Source organism: Paracoccus sp. Z118, from assembly GCF_019061185.1.
GTDB lineage: Bacteria > Pseudomonadota > Alphaproteobacteria > Rhodobacterales > Rhodobacteraceae > Paracoccus.
This window is the reverse complement of sequence record NZ_JAHQZU010000007.1, coordinates 145,113-161,465: the sequence shown is the minus strand read 5'-3', so window position 1 is coordinate 161,465 and position 16,353 is coordinate 145,113. Positions and strand designations below refer to the sequence as shown.

Genomic DNA, 16,353 nt, shown 5'->3' with positions numbered 1-16,353 from the left:
CTCCCCTTCATTCCAGCCGCGAAGGAGTTAGCGCGGATGCACGAGCACGACCAGAGCGGCGTGGACTGGCGGGACGGGGCGGTCCCGGTGTCGCGCCGCTTCGACGATCCGTATTTCAGCCTGAACGGCGGGCTGGCCGAGACGCGGCACGTCTTCCTGGCGGGCAACGATCTGCCCGCGCGGCTGCGCCCCGGCTTCCACGTCGCGGAGACCGGCTTCGGCACCGGGCTGAACCTGCTGGCGCTGGCGCAGGTGGCGACCGTGCCGGTCCGCTTCACCAGCTTCGAGGCGTTCCCCTTGACGCAGGACGACCTTTCCCGCGCCCATGCCGCCTTCCCGGAACTGGCGGACCTTGCCGCCGAACTCCGCTCCGGCTGGCCGGGGCCGAACCTGCGCGTGGGAACGGTCGAAGCCCAACTGATCCTTGGGGACGCGCGCGAGACGCTGCCGCGCTGGACGCGCCGGGCGGATGCGTGGTTCCTCGACGGCTTCTCGCCGGCCAGGAACCCCGAACTCTGGTCGGACGAGTTGATGGCCGAGGTCGCGGCTCATACCGCGCCGGGCGGCAGCTTCGCGACCTACACAGCCGCCGGCCATGTGCGCCGCGCGCTGGCGGCAGGCGGGTTTGCTGTCGAGCGCGCCCCCGGCTTCGCCGGCAAACGGCACATGAGCCGCGGCCGGCTTACCGCCTGACCGTTGGTATCCGCGACGGCGCGTAGCTGGCCGGGCGGTGCGGCGGGTGGCCCGCCGTGCGATCCCAGAAGCGCTTCCCGCCCCGCCGCAGGAACAGCGGCAGCGTCAGCAGCACACCGGCAGCGAAGCCACCCGCATGGGCCCAGTAGGCGACCCCCGCCTCGCCCCCCATCATCGCGTAGCCCGAGACAAGCTGCAGCGCGAACCACACGCCCAGCATCACCCAAGCGGGGATGGTGAAGATGCGGATGAAGATGATGATGATGACCAGCACGTCCACGCGGGCGCGGGGAAACATGAGCAGATAGCCCCCCATCACCCCCGCGATGGCGCCCGACGCGCCCACCATGGGAAACCCGGAGTAAAGATCGCCCAGCATCTGCGCCGCCGCCGCCGCCAGCCCGCTGAGCAGATAGAAGACGAGGAACCCGACATGCCCCATCTGCTCCTCCAGATTGTCGCCGAAGATCCACAGGAACAGCATGTTGCCGCCCAGATGCAGCAGCCCCGCATGGACGAACATATGCGTGACGAGGCCCCAGACATTAGCCCCGTGGATCACCGCGACGGGATAAAGTGCCAGCTGCTTCCATAGCCCGACCATGCCGCCGAGCCACGGCGCCGTCAGCACGAACAGCGCGATGTTGAGGGCGATCAGGCCGATCGTGACATAGGGCGTCGTGCTGGAAGGGTTGTGGTCGCGGATCGGGAACATGGCAGGTCTTTCGCTGAGGCCGGGACGCCTCGCCCCCGCGCAGCGAACGCGGGCGGGGCCGGCGAAGTTGCGGAGGCGGGCAGGATTTGCCCGCGACAGCCGCCCCGCCGGCCGCTACAACGGGGCAGGGATACGCCGCAAGGGGGATGCGATGACCACGATGACCGACCGCAAGAACGCCGCCATCTCGCGCGGGGTGGGGATGACGACGCAGGTCTATGCCGACCGCGCCGAGAACGCCGAGATCTGGGACAGGGACGGCAAGCGCTACATCGACTTCGCCGCCGGGATCGCGGTGGTGAACACGGGCCACCGGCACCCGAAGGTGGTGCAGGCGGTCAAGGACCAGCTCGACCGCTTCACCCATACCTGCCACCAGGTCGTTCCGTATGAGAACTATGTCTCGCTGGCCGAGCGGCTGAACGACCTGGTGCCGGGCGATTTCGAGAAGAAGACCATCTTCGCCACCACCGGCGCCGAGGCGGTCGAAAACGCGGTCAAGGTCGCCCGCCACCACACCGGCCGCAGCGCCATCGTGGCCTTTGCCGGGGCCTTCCACGGCCGGACCTTCATGGGCATGACGCTGACCGGCAAGGTCCAGCCCTACAAGGCCGGTTTCGGGGCGATGATGCCCGATGTCTGGCACCTGCCGTTCCCGAACGAGCTGCACGGGGTTTCTCAGGCCGACGCGCTGGCGGCGGTGGACAAGCTGTTCAAGGCCGACGTGGACCCCCGCCGCGTCGCCGCGATCATCGTCGAGCCGGTGCAGGGCGAGGGCGGCTTCTATCCGGTGCCTTCGGGCTTCATGCGGAAGCTGCGCGAGCTTTGCGACGAACACGGGATGCTGCTGATCGCCGACGAGGTGCAGACCGGCTTCGCGCGCACCGGGCGCATGTTCGCAATGGAGCATCACGGCGTCGCGGCCGACATCACCTGCATGGCCAAGGGCTTGGGCGGCGGCCTGCCGATCTCGGCCGTGACCGGCCGGGCCGAGGTGATGGACGCCCCGGACCCGGGCGGTCTGGGCGGCACCTATGCCGGCAACCCGCTGGGCGTCGCCGCCGCCCATGCGGTGCTGGACGTGATCGAGGAGGAGGGGCTGATCGACCGCGCCGAACGCCTCGGCCAGCGGCTGAAGCAGCGCCTCGCCTCCCTGCGCGATGACGTGCCCGAGATCGTGGACATCCGCGGCCCCGGCCTGATGAACGCGGTGGAGTTCGACGTCGGCGGCAAGCCCAGCCCCGACTTCACCAACAAGGTCCGCGAGGAGGCGCTGGAACGCGGCCTGATCCTGCTGACCTGCGGCGTCCACGGCAACGTCATCCGCTTCCTGCCGCCGCTGACGGTGCCCGACGCGGTGTTCGACGAGGCGCTGGGGATCATCGAGGATTCGATCCGCGCGGCACGGGGCGGCGGCGCGCATCGGGCGGCAGCCGATGGTGGGTTGGAGCCGGGGCAGCAGGAGGCCTGAAGCTTCCTCTCGGCGGGCTAGCGGCGATGAGCAGCGCGGGATCATTTGAGCCGCTGTGGCTGGGGGCTTCGCGCCCCCAGACCCCCGCGGGATATTTCGGCCGCCCGAATTCTGTTAACCGAATCTTAGAGGATGATGTGCAATGTGGTCGGGCGGTACAGGCGGGGACGCCGATGACCGTGCCGACCGAAGGCCCCCGTCCGTGTTGGCGGGGGCCTGCCGGCCTCGGGCGGCGGAAAGTATCCTCGGGGGTGAATGGCCCGCTTGCGGGCCAGAGGGGGCAGACAGCCCCCTTGCGGCGTTTCGAGAATGCGCGTCCTTCAGGCCGCCAGACCGCGCGAGCCCATGTTCAGATATTTCTGCCGCCGGGCGCGGATCAGCTCGGCCGGTTTCAGCGCCTTCACCTCGTCCAGCAGCTTGCCGATCTCGCGGCCGACCTCGCTGATCGCGTCGCCCGGCGCGCGCTGCGCGCCGCCCAGCGGCTCGGGGATGATCGCATCGATCACGCCCAGCTTCTTCAGGTCCTGCGCGGTCAGCTTCAGCGCCTCGGCCGCCTCGCGCATCTTGTCGGCGTCCTTCCACAGGATCGAGGCGCAGCCCTCGGGCGAGATCACCGAATAGATCGAATGCTCCAGCATCGCCAGCCGGTCCGCCGTGGCGAACGCGACCGCCCCGCCCGAGCCGCCCTCGCCGATGATGACCGACACCAGCGGCACGCCGATCTGCAGGCATTTCTCGGTCGAGCGGGCGATCGCCTCGGACTGGCCGCGCTCCTCGGCACCCTTGCCCGGATAGGCGCCGGGGGTGTCCACCAGCGTCACCACGGGCAGGCGGAAACGGTCGGCCATGTCCATCAGGCGGATCGCCTTGCGATACCCTTCCGGCCGGGCCATGCCGAAGTTGCGGTGGATGCGCGACTTGGTGTCGTTGCCCTTTTCATGGCCGATCACCACCACCGGCTGGTCGCGGAACCGCGCCAGCCCGCCCATCACCGCATGGTCGTCGCCGAAGGTGCGGTCACCCGCCAGCGGGGTCCATTCGGTGAACAGCGCCTCGATATAGTCTTTGCAGTGCGGGCGGTCGGGGTGGCGGGCGACCAGCGTCTTGCGCCACGGGTCCAGCGACTTGTAGAGGTCGCGCAGCATGTCGGCGGCCTTCCTGTCCAGCGCCGCGGCTTCCTTTTCCAGATCCACGCCCTCGCCCTTGCGGGCCAACGCGCGCAGTTCCTCGGCCTTGCCCTCAAGGTCGGAGAGCGGCTTTTCGAACTCGAGATAGGTCATGTCGCGGTGCCTTTCGCTGATCGCGGCCTATATGCGTGGCGGATGGGGGAAATGCAACGAAAGCGCGCTTGCGGGGCGAGCGGGCTGCGGGCAGGCTGGCGCGAAAGCGAGGAGACGATGCCCGCGATCCTGCTGCGCCTGCACCCGCCCCGCGCGAGCTTTCCGGCCGACGCCAGCCCTGCCGAGCAGCGGGCGATGGAGGCCCATGCCGCCTGGTGGCAGGACCGCGCGGACGAGGGCCGCGCCGTCGCCGCCGGCCCGGTCATCGACCCCGCCGCGATCTGGGGCCTTGCCATCGTTCATGCCGAGGATACCGCCGACGCACTGACTCTGGTGCGGGACGACCCGGTCATCGTGGCCGATCTGGGGTTCCGCTATGACGCGCTGCCGATGGGAGAGCTGATCCTGCCGCAGCGTTAGATCACCAGCGGTCCAGCGCCGCCTCGTCCTCGGCCTTGGCGGCGACCCAGCCGCGCGGGCCTTCGGGGCCGATCTCGCGCTTCCAGAAGGGGGCGCGGGACTTCAGCCAGTCCATCAGGAAATCCGCCGCATCGAAAGCCGCGCGGCGGTGGGGGGCGGCGGTGGCGACCATCATGATCGGCTCGCCCGCCGCGATCCGGCCATGGCGGTGAACGACCAGCGCGTCGGTCAGGGCAAAGCGGTCCATCGCCGCCTGCGCGTGCTGCGTCAGCGCCGCCTCGGTCATGCCGGGGTAGTGTTCCAGTTCCAGCGCGACCAGCCCGTCATCGGCGCGGACCAGACCGGTGAAGGTGACGACCGCGCCAGCGCCTGCGCCGAAGCCGTCCAGCAGGGCGGCGGCGTCGAAGGGCTCGGGCTGGACCAGCACCCGCATGGCTCAGCCGCCGGTCATCGGCGGGAAGAACGCCACCTCGCGGGCGCCGGGCAGGGGCGCGTCCAGATCGCCGAGGCGCTGGTCCACGGCGACCCGCACGGCCGACAGATCCGACAGCGCGGCGGCATGCCAGTCGCTGCGGGCGGAAAGCTCGGCCACGAGGTCGCGGACGGTGGCGGCGGCGGTATCCACCCGCTCTCGCGGGACGCCGATCCGTTCGCGCAACCAGGCGAAATACAGCACGTCGATGGTCATGGCAGCCTCCTCAGCTTTTGTCCCGCAGCCACGGACGGGCCTTCTGGAAGTAGTCCCACCCGGTGATCGCGGTCAGGATCGCGGCGATCCAGATCAGCGCCAGCCCGACCTGCGTCGCCAGATCGGACCAGCTGTCAGACCACGGCAGGCTGGTTTCCCCGACCAGCGGCGGGTGGCCGCTTTCATAATAGGCAAGCCCCGTGCCGAGGAACATGAACGAGATCGCGATCATCTGCGCGGTCGTCTTCCACTTGGCGATCTTGGTGACCTTCAGCTTGCCGGCATCGGCCCCCAGGAACTCGCGCAGGCCGCTGACGAAGACCTCGCGGAACAGGATCACCGTCGCCGGCAGGATCAGCCACGGGTTCATGCCGGAATAGCCGGTGATGACCACCAGCGCGATCACCACCATCGCCTTGTCCGCGATCGGGTCCATCGCCGCGCCGAAGCGGCTTTCCTGCCCCCAGAGCCGGGCGAGATAGCCGTCGAACCAGTCGGTGATCGCCGCCAGCACGAACAGCGTCAGCGCCGCGAAATCCGCGAAGGGGCGGTTCATGAACAGGAACATCAGCGGCACGCCCGCCGCGGCGAGCAGGCGCAGAAGCGTCAGGACGTTGGGAAGGTTCCATTTCATGACGGCAAGCTATCCCTTTGCGGAGCGGGCGGAAAGGGGCGCGCCGTCACGGCTGCGCCACCGCCGCGCCCGGTCATTGCCGGTCATCGCTGCCGAACAGCCCGGCAAGGCCGCGCGTCACCAGATTGCCCACCCTGGGCCTCGGCTGGGCGATGAAGGGCAGGGGGCGGCAGACCTCCATCGCGGCAAGGCCGACGCGGGCGGTCAGCGCGCCGTTCACCACCCCTTCGCCGAAGCGGCGGCTGAGCTTGGCCATCACGCCCCCGCCCGCCACCGTCTGGATCAGGTCGTCGCCCGCCGCCACCGCGCCGGTGGCGACCAGATGGGCGATGACCGTGCGCGCCAGCCGCCAGCCGCCCACCGCCCCGGCGCGGCCGCCGTAGATTTCCGCCATCCGCCGGATCATCCGCAGGTTGGCGGCCAGCGCGGCGGCCACATCCGCCAGCGCCAGCGGGATCAGCGCCGTGGCGGCGGCGACGGTGCGGGCGGCGGCCTCGATCTCGCGCCGCGCCTGAGCGTCGAGCGGGGCGAGCAACTCCGTCTCGGCCAGCGCCAGCACGGTCGCCGCATCGAAGCTGTCGCCGCGCTTTTCGCGCAGCCGGGCGCGGCCCCATTCCAGTTCCGGGCGGCTGGCGTAAAGCGCGGTGAGGCTGTCCACCGTCTCCTGCGCGGCGGACAGATCGCCCGAGGCGAGCGCGGCGGCCGCCTGCCGCTGCACCGAATCGATCCGCGCCAGCCGCGCCCAGGCGGCGTATTCCCGCACCGCCATCGCCAACGCGGCCAGCGTGAAGGCGGCGAACAGGCCGATCCCGACCCAGCCCAGAACGGCGCTGCGGCTCATCAGGTTGTCGAAGAACTGCAGCGCCGCCATCGACAGCAGGAAGGTCAGCAGCGCGAGGCCCGAGTTCAGGAAGAACCGCGTCGTGGCCGAGGGGCGCCCCCCCAGCGTCCGCACCGCGAGCCGCATCGCCCGCCCCTGCGGCAGTTGCGCGCCATCGTCGATGGGGGGCGCGTCAGCGGGGGACGGGGCATGGCTCGCCCCGCGCGGCGGGCGGGCGTCGCGGTTGTCGCCGGGGCGGGGATCGCCGGCCCGCTCGACCCTGCCGGCGGGCGCATCCTCGCGCAGCGCGGGTTTCGGGCGCGGGGCTTCGGGACGCTCGGCGGGGCCGTATTCGATCAGCACCGGCCCCCGGCGCGGCGGGTCCTGCTCAGCCATGGCGGGCCTTCCTTGCAGAGGGGATGGGACCGCCTGCGGCGAAGCGGCATGCCTGCGGCAAGGGCGCGCCCGCGGATGGCCGCGCGCTCACAGCCGGTCCCCGATCAGGAACTCGGCCGCGCGGTCCAGCCGGATATGCGGCGGGCCGTCGCCCTGGCGCAGCGTGGCGGGGGCAGGGGCGAAGTTCATGATCGCATAGTCCCCGTCCAGCCAGCGCTTCGCCCCGTTCCGCGCCGGGGTGAGCAGGTCCGCCGGGTTGTCCGGCAGCTCGCCGGGGTAAAGTGCCGCCTCGCGCCCATCCATCAGCGTGCCGCGCACGGCTGGCAGGTCCTGGCCGTCTTGGTGGATGATCTCCTCGGTGGTGGTGCGCAGGGCGGCGATGGCCATCGCCTCGGTCCGCGCGCCCTGAAAATCGGCGCGGTCGCGGGCCTCGCGCAGCATGGCGGTCAGGATGTTCGCCAGCCGCTGGTGCTGGACGTGGTGCAGATGGTCGGCCTTGGTGGCGGCAAACAGGATGCGCTCGACCCGGCGCGTCCCGAGGATCTGGGCCAGCCACCCCGCCCGGCCGGGGCGGAAGGCGGTCAGGATGTCGGCCATCGCCCGGCGCATGTCCTCGACCGCGGGTGGGCCGGCATGGATCGCGCCCAGCACGTCGGTCAGCACCACCTGCCGGTCGATGCGGGCGAAGTGGTCGCGGAAGAACGGCCGCACGACCCGGCTTTTATAAGCGTCGAAGCGGCGCTGGAACTCGCGATGGACCGGGCCGGGGCGGCCCTCGGCCGGCGGCAGCGGCGCGAAGGTCAGGGCGGGAGAGCCCTCCAGCTCACCCGGCAGCAGGAACCGGCCCGGCGTGCAGTCGGAAAACCCCGCCTCGCGCGACGCATGCAGATGTTCGGTATAGGTGGCGGCGAGGCGCTTCGCCACCGGCTCGGTGAAGGCAGATTGCGGGTCGATCCCCGCGACGGTGTTCATGAACCCGGTCGCGCCGGGGCGGCCCTGCATCCGCTCCAGCACCTCGGCGGACCATGCGGCGAAGTCCTTGTCCATCAGCCGCAGGTCCAGCAGCCACTCGCCGGGATAGTCCACGATGTCGAGATGCACGGTCCGGGTGCCGCGCAGCCCGCCCATCAGCCCGCGGGGTTGCACCCGCAGCGACAGGCGCAACTGGCTGACATGACGCGTCCCCTCGGGCCAGTGCGGGTCGGGACCGGTCAGCGCGGCTAGGTGGCGCTCATAATCGAAGCGCGGCACGGTGTCGTCGGGCTGCGGCTGCAGCCAGGCCGCCTTGATGGTGCCGTCATTCGCCGCGCGCAGCGCGTGCATCCGCCCTCGGTCCAGCAGGTTGGCGACCAGCGAGGTGATGAACACCGTCTTGCCCGCCCGCGACAGCCCGGTGACGCCCAGCCGGATGACGGTGTCGCCCAAGCCGATGCCGCGCATCAACCCCCCGGCAGCATCACTCAGGCCCATGCGAACTCCCGCGGCGTTGATCCTCGCGGATCAAGATAGGGCGCGGGCGCGGGGATGTGTAGGGTCGGCCAAAGGCCTCATCTTCTGTCCCCAAATATCCCCGCCGGAGGCTCCGGCAGCGCCGGAAGCGCGCCGTCGGCAGAGAGGAGCAACCCCGGACCGCCCAAAGCGGATCGAAACGCGCCCGCCCGCCCTCTGGTGGGCGCGTTCGCGCCCCACCCGTGCGGTGAACATCGGCAGAACTGGTGCGATCCTCGTTTTCAGGGCAAACCGCACCCCATGTCCGCCGCCCCGCTCCCCATCGACGACGCCCTTCCCGCCCTCCGCGACGCCGTCGCGCAGCACGGCCGCGCCGTCCTCGTGGCCCCGCCCGGCGCGGGCAAGACCACCCGCGTCCCCCTCGCGCTGCTCGACCTGATCCCCGGCCGCATCGTCATGCTGGAGCCACGCCGCCTCGCCGCCCGCGCCGCCGCCGAGCGCATGTCCGCCGCCTTGGGCGAGCCACTGGGGGAAACCGTCGGCTACCGCATCCGCGGCGAGTCCATCCCCGGCAAGCGCATCGAGGTCGTGACCGAGGGCATCCTCACCCGGATGATCCAGTCCGACCCCGACCTGCCCGGCACCGGCTGCGTGATCTTCGACGAGTTCCACGAACGCAGCCTGAACGCCGATCTCGGCCTCGCCCTCGCGTGGGAGGCGCGGGCCGCGCTGCGCCCCGATCTCGCGCTGCTGGTGATGTCCGCGACGCTCGACGCCGAACCCGTCGCCGCCCTGCTGGACGACGCGCCCGTGATCCGCTCGGAAGGCCGCGCCTTCCCGGTCGAGACCCGCTGGCTTCCCCGCCCGCTGCGCGCAGGCGCGCGGCTGGTCCCCGAAGCCGCGCGGCTGATCGCGCAGGCCGAGGCCGAAACGCGCGGCACCGGCGGCACCATCCTCGCCTTCCTCCCCGGCGAGGGCGAAATCCGCCGCACCGCCGCCATGCTGGACGTGGATGCCGAACTCGTCCCCCTCTACGGCGCGATGGATTTCAAGGCCCAGCGACAGGCTCTGGCCCCGCCCGGTGCGCGGCGCCGGATCGTGCTGGCGACCGCCATTGCGGAAACCTCGCTCACCATCCCCGGCGTCAAGGTTGTGGTGGACGCGGGCCGGGCGCGGCGGGCGCGCTTCGATCCGGGCTCCGGCATGTCCCGGCTGGTGACCGAGCGGGTGAGCCGCGCCGAGGCCGAACAGCGCCGCGGCCGCGCGGGCCGGGTCGCGCCCGGCATCTGCTATCGCATGTGGGCGCGGGCCGAGGAGGGCGCGCTGCCCGCCTTCGCCCCGCCGGAAATCGCCACCGCCGACCTGACCGGCCTCGCGCTGGAACTGGCGGCCTGGGGCTCGGATGAGGGCCTCGCCTTCCTCACCCCGCGCCCCGCCGCCGCGCTGGCCGAGGCGCGGGCGCTGCTGACCGACCTCGGCGCGCTGGAGGGCGGGCGGATCACCGACCACGGCCGCGCGCTGGCGGCCCTGCCGTTGCATCCCCGCCTCGGCCACATGCTGCTGCGGGCGGGCAAGGGCGCGGCCCCGCTCGCCGCGCTGCTCGCCGATCGCGACCCGCTGCGCGGCGCGCCCGCCGATCTGACGCTGCGGCTTCAGGCGCTGGCCTCGCGCGACATCTCCGAACGCTACGAGGTGAACCGCCCGGCCATCGAGCGAATCCGCGAGGAAACCCGCCGCCTGCGCCGGATGGTCCCCGATGCGCCGCCGATGCCGCCCGCCGCGATGGCCGCGCTCGCCTATCCCGACCGGATCGGCCTGCGCCGCAAGGGCCCGGCGCCGCGCTATGTCCTGTCGGGCGGCAAGGGCGCCGTCATCGACGAAGGCGATCCGTTGGCCATGGCGCGGCTGATCGTCGCCGTGGATCTGGACGGGGACGCCCGCGACGCGCGGGTGCGGATGGGCGCGGCGCTGGAGGAAACCGATCTGCGCGACCTCTACGGCGACCGGATCGAGACGGTTGCGCTGGTCGAATGGTCCCGCCGCGACGGCCGGGTGATCGCCCGCGGGCAGGAGCGGCTGGGGGCGCTGACCCTGTCGGAACGCCCGCTGGAGAACCCGGACCCGGACGCGCTCGCCCGCGCCGCCTCCGACGGCCTGCGCGACCTAGGCCTGCCTTGGACCCCCTCTGCACGGCGGCTCCGTGCAAGGATCGCGCTGCTGGACGAGATGCCGGACACCAGCGACGAGGCCCTGCTGGCCGACCCCGGCTGGCTGCTTCCCTTCCTCACACGCGCCCGGACGACCGCCGATCTGAAGGCGCTCGACCTCACCCAACCGCTGCTGGCCCTGATCGGCTGGGACGGCCAGCGGCGGCTGGACGAGGCCGCGCCGCCCCATTTCACCACGCCGCTCGGCCGCCGCATCGCCATCGACTACGACGCCGAGACCCCGACCATCGAGGCGCGGCTGCAGGAGCTTTTCGGCCTCACCCGCCATCCGGCGGTGGGCCGTCATCCGCTGCGGATCACGCTGCTGTCGCCGGGCGGCAAGCCGATCGCGGTCACGACCGACCTGCCGGGTTTCTGGGCGGGCAGCTATGCCGAGGTTCGCAAGGACATGCGCGGCCGCTATCCCCGCCACCCCTGGCCCGAAGACCCCACCGCCGCCGACCCGACGCTGCGGGCGAAACCTCGGGGAACGTGAAAGCGGGCCGCACCCGATCTTCTGTCCACAAATATCCTGGGGGCTCGGGGGCAGCGCCCCCGTTCTTCCAATGGAAAAGGCGCCCCCATCGGGACGCCTGCAATGACGCAATCTCGGCCCCAATCAGGGACGGATGACGATCGGCACGCCGGGATTCACCATGGCGAAGATCTCCTCCATCTCCGCGTCGGTGACCGCGATGCAACCGGCCGTCCAGTCGCGCTTGTCCACGCTGTTGCCGTAGGGGCCGCGGCCGTGGATCATGATGTCGCCGCCCGCTCTCTGCCGGAACGACATCGCGTGGCTCATATCCGCGGCGCTGGGATACGAGACCCCCAGCGACAGGTGGTAGGCGCTGTTGGGGTTGCGGTGCGTGATGAAATACATGCCCTCGGGCGTCTTGCCGTCGCCCTCGAACTGCTTGTGGCCGACCGGCTGGTTGCCGAGATCGATGTCGTAGCCGCGCAGGATGGTCTTGCCGTTCAGCAGATACATCTTGCGGTCGGATTTATCGACGAAGATCTGCGTGACGGGTGCCCCGTCATAGCCCTGGATCTTCGATTCGGGCTCAGGCCCGCCACATGCCGACAAGACGGCAAGCATCGCCAACGCGAAAATCGCGCGAAAATATCGAATCATCTCTGCCCCATGTTCCGCTGTTTCAGCGTGAATTTGCCGACATGCATATCATCTGACGCCAATTTGAGCCAGAAGGAGTTGCAACCGGGGCGAGATTCAGTCTGGGCGCTGTGTCCTGCGGAACGCAGCGACGGTCTCGACATGGGGCGACCAGCGGAACTGGTCCACGACCTCAAGGGCGGTCAGCGCATAGCCGCCCTGGGTCATCCGCCGCGCGTCGCGGGCGAATGTCACCGGATCGCAACTGACCCACGCCACCACGGGAACGCGGCTCTCCGCCAGCGCCTCGGCCTGGGCGGCCGCGCCGGTGCGCGGCGGGTCGATCAGCACCGCGTCGAAGCGGGCCAGCTCGTCCGGCAGCAAGGGGCGCCGGGCGAGGTCGCGGGTCTCGGTCGTCACGCGGCGCAATCCGGCCGCGCCGCGCCAGCCCGCGTCCAGTGCCGCGAGTGAGGCGGCGAGCCCCTCGACCGCGTGAACCTCGGCCCGTTCGGCCAGCGGCAGGGTGAAGGTGCCGATGCCGGCGAACAGGTCGGCGATCCGGGGCGCGTCGCCAACGATCTCGCGGACGGCGGACAGCAGCGCCGCCTCTCCCTCGATCGTCGCCTGCAGGAAAGCGGCGGGCGGCGGGACCACCCGCGCGCGGCCCATCGCCAGCGCGGGCGGGCGCTGCACCAGCGCCTCGCCGTCCCAGTCGAGCCGCGCCCAGCCCGCCTGCCGCGACAGCGCCGCGAGGTCGGCCAGCAATTCCGGCGTCATCGGCTTGCCGCCCCGCGCCGCCACGTCCAGCCCGGCGGGCGTTTCCGTCACCGTCAGCTTCATCTCGGCCGAGCGCGAGCCGCCCAAAGCCACCAGCCGCCGCAGATCCGGCAACGCCGCATTGATCGCCGGGCGGATCACATGGCAGTCGGTCACGTCCACCACCACGTCCGAGGCTTTCGCGTGAAAGCCGACCAGCGCCCCCTTTTTCGTGCGCCGCCCGGACAGCACGGCCCGCCTACGCGAGCGCGACGGCGAGCTGTGGACAGCGCCCGCCTTCACCGCGATCCCCTGCGCGGCCAGCGCGGTTTCCACCACCCCCGCCTTCCACGAAGCGACGAAATCGTCCCGCGCGTGCATCATCGAGCAGCCGCCGCAGGTCCGGTAATGCGGGCACGGCGCCCGCACCCGGTCGGGCGATGGCGTGATGATGCGGGGCGCGGCGATCACGCCGGCCGCCGCCTCGCCCTCGATCACCTCGCCGGGCAGGGTCATCGCGGCAAGGGCGCGGTTCGCCGCTCCAGCGGCGACGTCGCCGGTGCCTTCGGGAATGCCTCCGCCGCCGGACGCGGTCCCTTGCGCCACCGCCACGCCGTCGCCCCGGCGACCCAGCCGTTCCACCTGCCAGATCGTCACTCGGCGGCGTCCTGTTCGTCGGTCAGCAGGAACCCGCCCGACTGCCGGCTCCAATAGCGGGCGTAAAGCCCGCCCTTCGCCAGCAGCGCCGCGTGGGTGCCCTGTTCCACGATCCGCCCTTCATGCATGACCACGATCCGGTCCATCTCGGCGATGGTCGAAAGCCGGTGCGCGATGGCCAGCACCGTCTTGCCGCGCATGATCCGCGACAGCGCGTGCTGGATCTGCGCCTCGACCTCGCTGTCGAGCGCGCTCGTCGCCTCGTCAAGCACCAGGATCGGCGCGTCCTTCAGGAAGGCCCGTGCCAGCGCGATCCGCTGCCGCTGCCCGCCAGACAGCTTCACGCCCCGCTCGCCCAGATGCGCGTCATAGCCGGTGCGGCCCGCGTGATCCTGCAACGTCAGGATGAAGTCATGCGCCTCGGCGGCGCGGGCGGCGGCGATCATCTCGTCCTCCGACGCGCCGGGCCGGCCATAGAGGATGTTCTCGCGGGCCGAGCGGTTGAACAGCGCCGTGTCCTGTGTGACCATGCCGATGTTGCGGCGCAGGCTTTCCTGCGTGACGGCGCGCACGTCCAGCCCGTCGATCCGAACGGCCCCATCCTCGACATCGTAGAGCCGCAGCAGCAGGGCGACCAACGTGGACTTGCCCGCGCCCGACGCGCCGACGATGCCGATCCGCTCGCCTGGCGCGATGGACAGATCCATGTCGGGCAGGCCGCCTTCGCCACGGCCATAGGTGAAGGTCACGCGGTCGAACTCGATCCGGCCCTGCACGCGGCCGAGCGCCACGGCATCCGGCGCGTCGGTCAGGTCGTGGGCCGAGGTCAGCGCGTGCATCCCGTCCTCGACCTCGCCGATGGCGCCCCAGATGCCCATCAGCGCCATGCTGACCCAGCCGGTCATCTGCGCCAGCCGCATGGCGATGGCGCCCATCGCGGCGATGTCGCCGGGGGTGGCCTGCCCGCGCTGCCACAGGATCATCGCCCCGCCGATCAGGATCACCGGCAGCAGCCCCGACACGAAGGTCAGCGACAGCCGGAACCATGTGTTCAGCTTGCCGAAGTCGAGCGCGCGGTCGCGGAACGTCTCCATCGCGCCGAGCGCCGCCTGATCCTCGTATTCGGAACTGGCGAACAGCTTGACGGTCTTGATGTTGGTGATCGTGTCCACGACCTGCCCGGTGATCATGGCCCGCGCGCTGGCCCGCGCCTTGGATTGAAAGCGCACGCGCGGCAGGAAATAGCGGATCAGCGCCAGATACAGCAGCAGCCACGCGATCAGTGCGACCGCGCCCCACGCCTCGATCGAGACAAGATAGATCGCGCTGCCCAGCACCGCCGACAGGGCGAAGGTCGCGGTGTTGACCATCTCGGACGAGACTTCCGTGACCGCGCGGGCGGTCTGCATCTGCTTCTGGGCGATACGGCCGGCGAAGTCGTTGTCGAAGAACGCGACCGCGTGGCCCATCGTCCAGCGGTGCAGTCGCGACAGCACCAGCGGCAGGACGTTCGGGTTGATGATGACGTTGGAACTGGCGGTGGACAGGCCGATGATCGCCGGGCGGATCACGACGAAGAAGGCCGCGAACAGCGCGATCAGCGGCCAGTGATCGACGAGCGCGTTGCCCGAGGCGGTGCCGGCCGCGATGTCCACCACCGCGCCCAGCAGCCAGGCCGAGGCGACCTCTGCCGCGCCCGACAGCGCCGAGGTGACGGCGGCGACGCTGAGCCCTGGCCAGGCGCCGCGCAGACACCAGCGGAAGAACGCCAGCAGCGTGTCGGGGGGCGGGCCTTCGGCGGGGCGGAAGGCGTCGATCATGCGGGCGAACCAATTGTGCATCATTCCTCCCCCGCCAGCAGAGCGACGTCGATAAGGCCCGGCGCGGGCATCAGGAAGCCGGATTCGATCCATGCGGATTCCGCCGCTTTCAGCCCGCGCCCGATGGCCGAGCCCTGCAGGCCGGGCAGGTCGGCGGCGCGGAGGGGGAATTTCTGCGCAGCCGCGAACGCGATCTGCTCGCGCCAGTCCGCCCGCAGCACCTCGCCGCGCGCCATCCGCAGCAGCGCCAGTTGCAGGGCGCGTCCGGCGCCCAGCCGATAGGCGGCCTCGGCCAGCGGAACGTCGAAGCGCAACTCCTCCTGCACCCGCGCCTCGCTGCGCGACAGCCGCAGCGCGCCCGCCGCATCATCCGCGCCGAGAGCGGCGAGACGAACCGGCCAGTCTTTCTTCTTCGCACAAATATCCTCGGGGGTGTGGGGGCAGACAGCCCCCACCTCAGCGGCGATCAGCGCGGCGAGTCCTTCGGACCGGGCGCCTGGCAGGATCTGCGCCAGCACACCCGTCCGCGCCATCAGCTCCACCGCCTCGACCGGATCGGGCGCGGCGAGCAGCTTGCGCATCTCCGCCCCGATCCGTTCTCGCGAGATGCCGGAGAGGCCGGCCTTGTGCCGCGCGCAGGCGGCGAGCGCCGCCGGGTCCGCCGCGCCCTTGCGGCCGTAGCGCGCGTGAAATCGGAAGAAGCGCAGGATGCGCAGGTAATCCTCGGTGATCCGGGCGTCGGGGTTGCCGACGAAGCGCAGCCGCCGCGCGGCCAGATCCGGCAGGCCGCCGACCGGGTCGATGACCGAGCCGTCCGGGCGGGCGTAGAGCGCATTGATGGTGAAGTCGCGCCGCGCGGCGTCTTCGGACAGGTCGTCTGAAAATTCGACGACCGCATGGCGGCCGAAGGTTTCCACGTCGCGGCGGAAGGTCGTGACCTCGAACGGCTGGCCGTCCGCGATCACGGTGATGGTGCCGTGCTCGGCCCCGGTCGGCACCGCCTTCAGCCCGGCCGCCCCGGCCTTCGCGGTGGTCTGCTCGGGCCGCGCGTCGGTCGCGATGTCGATGTCGTCCACCGGCTCGCCCAGCAGCGCGTTCCTGACCGCGCCGCCGACGATCAGCGCCTGATGGGGCGCAAGCGCGGCCAGCACCCGCCGCAGCGCGGGGGCGGAGATGATCTGTTCGGGCAGTCGCGCTTCGCTCATGTCGCGGGCCAACGCGCAACTCTGCGCC

At 71.2% G+C, this 16,353-nt stretch carries 15 protein-coding genes; 4 read left to right on the top strand and 11 right to left on the bottom strand.

The features are described 5' to 3' along the window. The first annotated feature begins 36 nt into the window (after positions 1-36). Entirely contained in the window at positions 37-693 is a 657-nt protein-coding gene (mnmD, locus tag KTN05_RS08400; protein ID WP_217328932.1) for a tRNA (5-methylaminomethyl-2-thiouridine)(34)-methyltransferase MnmD, read from the top strand. Here the strand turns inward: mnmD and KTN05_RS08395 are convergent. Continuing rightward, the gene (locus KTN05_RS08395) at positions 683-1,408 is read right to left on the bottom strand and encodes a rhomboid family intramembrane serine protease (protein ID WP_217328931.1); all 726 of its coding nucleotides are present in this window, start codon (positions 1,406-1,408) and stop codon (positions 683-685) included. The genes mnmD and KTN05_RS08395 overlap by 11 nt on opposite strands. 151 nt (positions 1,409-1,559) lie before the next feature. Here KTN05_RS08395 and KTN05_RS08390 point away from each other — a divergent pair, with 151 nt between their 5' ends. Continuing rightward, on the top strand, positions 1,560-2,879 hold the full coding sequence (locus tag KTN05_RS08390) for a 4-aminobutyrate--2-oxoglutarate transaminase (RefSeq protein WP_217328930.1): 1,320 nt from the start codon (positions 1,560-1,562) through the stop codon (positions 2,877-2,879). Positions 2,880-3,199: 320 nt separating this feature from the next. Here the strand turns inward: KTN05_RS08390 and KTN05_RS08385 are convergent, their stop codons facing one another. Further along, the gene (locus KTN05_RS08385; protein WP_217328929.1) at positions 3,200-4,159 is read right to left on the bottom strand and encodes an acetyl-CoA carboxylase carboxyltransferase subunit alpha; all 960 of its coding nucleotides are present in this window, start codon (positions 4,157-4,159) and stop codon (positions 3,200-3,202) included. A gap of 51 nt (positions 4,160-4,210) precedes the next feature. Here KTN05_RS08385 and KTN05_RS08380 point away from each other — a divergent pair, with 51 nt between their 5' ends. Further along, positions 4,211-4,579 carry a YciI family protein gene (locus KTN05_RS08380; RefSeq protein WP_217328928.1) on the top strand — a complete coding sequence of 123 codons (369 nt, stop codon included), beginning with the start codon at positions 4,211-4,213 and terminating at the stop codon, positions 4,577-4,579. Position 4,580: 1 nt separating this feature from the next. On the opposite strand, the gene KTN05_RS08375 is transcribed toward KTN05_RS08380, so the two are convergent. The 5 genes from KTN05_RS08375 to KTN05_RS08355 all read right to left on the bottom strand — a co-directional run bounded on the left by KTN05_RS08375 (position 4,581) and on the right by KTN05_RS08355 (position 8,587). Next, positions 4,581-5,012, bottom strand: coding sequence for a molybdenum cofactor biosynthesis protein MoaE (locus tag KTN05_RS08375; protein ID WP_217328927.1), 432 nt, complete (start codon positions 5,010-5,012; stop codon positions 4,581-4,583). Positions 5,013-5,015: 3 nt separating this feature from the next. Continuing rightward, positions 5,016-5,261 carry a molybdopterin converting factor subunit 1 gene (gene moaD, locus KTN05_RS08370; protein ID WP_217328985.1) on the bottom strand — a complete coding sequence of 82 codons (246 nt, stop codon included), beginning with the start codon at positions 5,259-5,261 and terminating at the stop codon, positions 5,016-5,018. A gap of 16 nt (positions 5,262-5,277) precedes the next feature. Continuing rightward, the gene (pgsA, locus tag KTN05_RS08365; RefSeq protein WP_217328926.1) at positions 5,278-5,901 is read right to left on the bottom strand and encodes a CDP-diacylglycerol--glycerol-3-phosphate 3-phosphatidyltransferase; all 624 of its coding nucleotides are present in this window, start codon (positions 5,899-5,901) and stop codon (positions 5,278-5,280) included. Positions 5,902-5,974: 73 nt separating this feature from the next. Continuing rightward, positions 5,975-7,117, bottom strand: a complete 1,143-nt coding sequence (locus KTN05_RS08360) for a YcjF family protein (RefSeq protein ID WP_217328925.1) — start codon at positions 7,115-7,117, stop codon at positions 5,975-5,977. An 87-nt stretch (positions 7,118-7,204) separates the two neighbouring features. After that, the gene (locus KTN05_RS08355; RefSeq protein ID WP_217328924.1) at positions 7,205-8,587 is read right to left on the bottom strand and encodes a YcjX family protein; all 1,383 of its coding nucleotides are present in this window, start codon (positions 8,585-8,587) and stop codon (positions 7,205-7,207) included. 279 nt (positions 8,588-8,866) lie between these two features. On the opposite strand from KTN05_RS08355, the gene hrpB reads away from it, so the two are divergent. Further along, positions 8,867-11,269, top strand: coding sequence for an ATP-dependent helicase HrpB (gene hrpB, locus KTN05_RS08350; protein ID WP_217328923.1), 2,403 nt, complete (start codon positions 8,867-8,869; stop codon positions 11,267-11,269). Positions 11,270-11,392: 123 nt separating this feature from the next. On the opposite strand, the gene KTN05_RS08345 is transcribed toward hrpB, so the two are convergent. The 4 genes from KTN05_RS08345 to KTN05_RS08330 form a co-directional block, all read right to left on the bottom strand. After that, the gene (locus KTN05_RS08345; protein WP_254368074.1) at positions 11,393-11,872 is read right to left on the bottom strand and encodes a murein L,D-transpeptidase family protein; all 480 of its coding nucleotides are present in this window, start codon (positions 11,870-11,872) and stop codon (positions 11,393-11,395) included. A gap of 132 nt (positions 11,873-12,004) precedes the next feature. After that, the gene (locus tag KTN05_RS08340) at positions 12,005-13,300 is read right to left on the bottom strand and encodes a class I SAM-dependent RNA methyltransferase (protein WP_371823307.1); all 1,296 of its coding nucleotides are present in this window, start codon (positions 13,298-13,300) and stop codon (positions 12,005-12,007) included. Continuing rightward, positions 13,297-15,141: an ABC transporter ATP-binding protein gene (locus tag KTN05_RS08335; RefSeq protein WP_217328921.1), complete on the bottom strand. Its 1,845-nt coding sequence runs from the start codon at positions 15,139-15,141 to the stop codon at positions 13,297-13,299. The genes KTN05_RS08340 and KTN05_RS08335 overlap by 4 nt, the downstream gene beginning before the upstream one ends. Continuing rightward, a complete protein-coding gene (locus KTN05_RS08330; RefSeq protein WP_217328920.1) occupies positions 15,141-16,325 on the bottom strand; it encodes a CCA tRNA nucleotidyltransferase in 1,185 nt (394 codons plus the stop codon). Before KTN05_RS08330 ends, KTN05_RS08335 begins: the two co-directional genes overlap by 1 nt. Between the last annotated feature and the right edge of the window lie 28 nt (positions 16,326-16,353).

Bases quoted from the DNA above. Each gene is read 5' to 3' on its own strand.
- mnmD (WP_217328932.1), top strand. From the start codon at position 37: ATGCACGAGCACGACCAGAGCGGCGTGGACTGGCGGGACGGGGCGGTC.
- KTN05_RS08395 (WP_217328931.1), bottom strand. From the start codon at position 1,408: ATGTTCCCGATCCGCGACCACAACCCTTCCAGCACGACGCCCTATGTC.
- KTN05_RS08390 (WP_217328930.1), top strand. From the start codon at position 1,560: ATGACCACGATGACCGACCGCAAGAACGCCGCCATCTCGCGCGGGGTG.
- KTN05_RS08385 (WP_217328929.1), bottom strand. From the start codon at position 4,159: ATGACCTATCTCGAGTTCGAAAAGCCGCTCTCCGACCTTGAGGGCAAG.
- KTN05_RS08380 (WP_217328928.1), top strand. From the start codon at position 4,211: ATGCAACGAAAGCGCGCTTGCGGGGCGAGCGGGCTGCGGGCAGGCTGG.
- KTN05_RS08375 (WP_217328927.1), bottom strand. From the start codon at position 5,012: ATGCGGGTGCTGGTCCAGCCCGAGCCCTTCGACGCCGCCGCCCTGCTG.
- pgsA (WP_217328926.1), bottom strand. From the start codon at position 5,901: ATGAAATGGAACCTTCCCAACGTCCTGACGCTTCTGCGCCTGCTCGCC.
- KTN05_RS08360 (WP_217328925.1), bottom strand. From the start codon at position 7,117: ATGGCTGAGCAGGACCCGCCGCGCCGGGGGCCGGTGCTGATCGAATAC.
- KTN05_RS08355 (WP_217328924.1), bottom strand. From the start codon at position 8,587: ATGGGCCTGAGTGATGCTGCCGGGGGGTTGATGCGCGGCATCGGCTTG.
- hrpB (WP_217328923.1), top strand. From the start codon at position 8,867: ATGTCCGCCGCCCCGCTCCCCATCGACGACGCCCTTCCCGCCCTCCGC.
- KTN05_RS08345 (WP_254368074.1), bottom strand. From the start codon at position 11,872: ATGCTTGCCGTCTTGTCGGCATGTGGCGGGCCTGAGCCCGAATCGAAG.
- KTN05_RS08335 (WP_217328921.1), bottom strand. From the start codon at position 15,141: ATGCACAATTGGTTCGCCCGCATGATCGACGCCTTCCGCCCCGCCGAA.
- KTN05_RS08330 (WP_217328920.1), bottom strand. From the start codon at position 16,325: ATGAGCGAAGCGCGACTGCCCGAACAGATCATCTCCGCCCCCGCGCTG.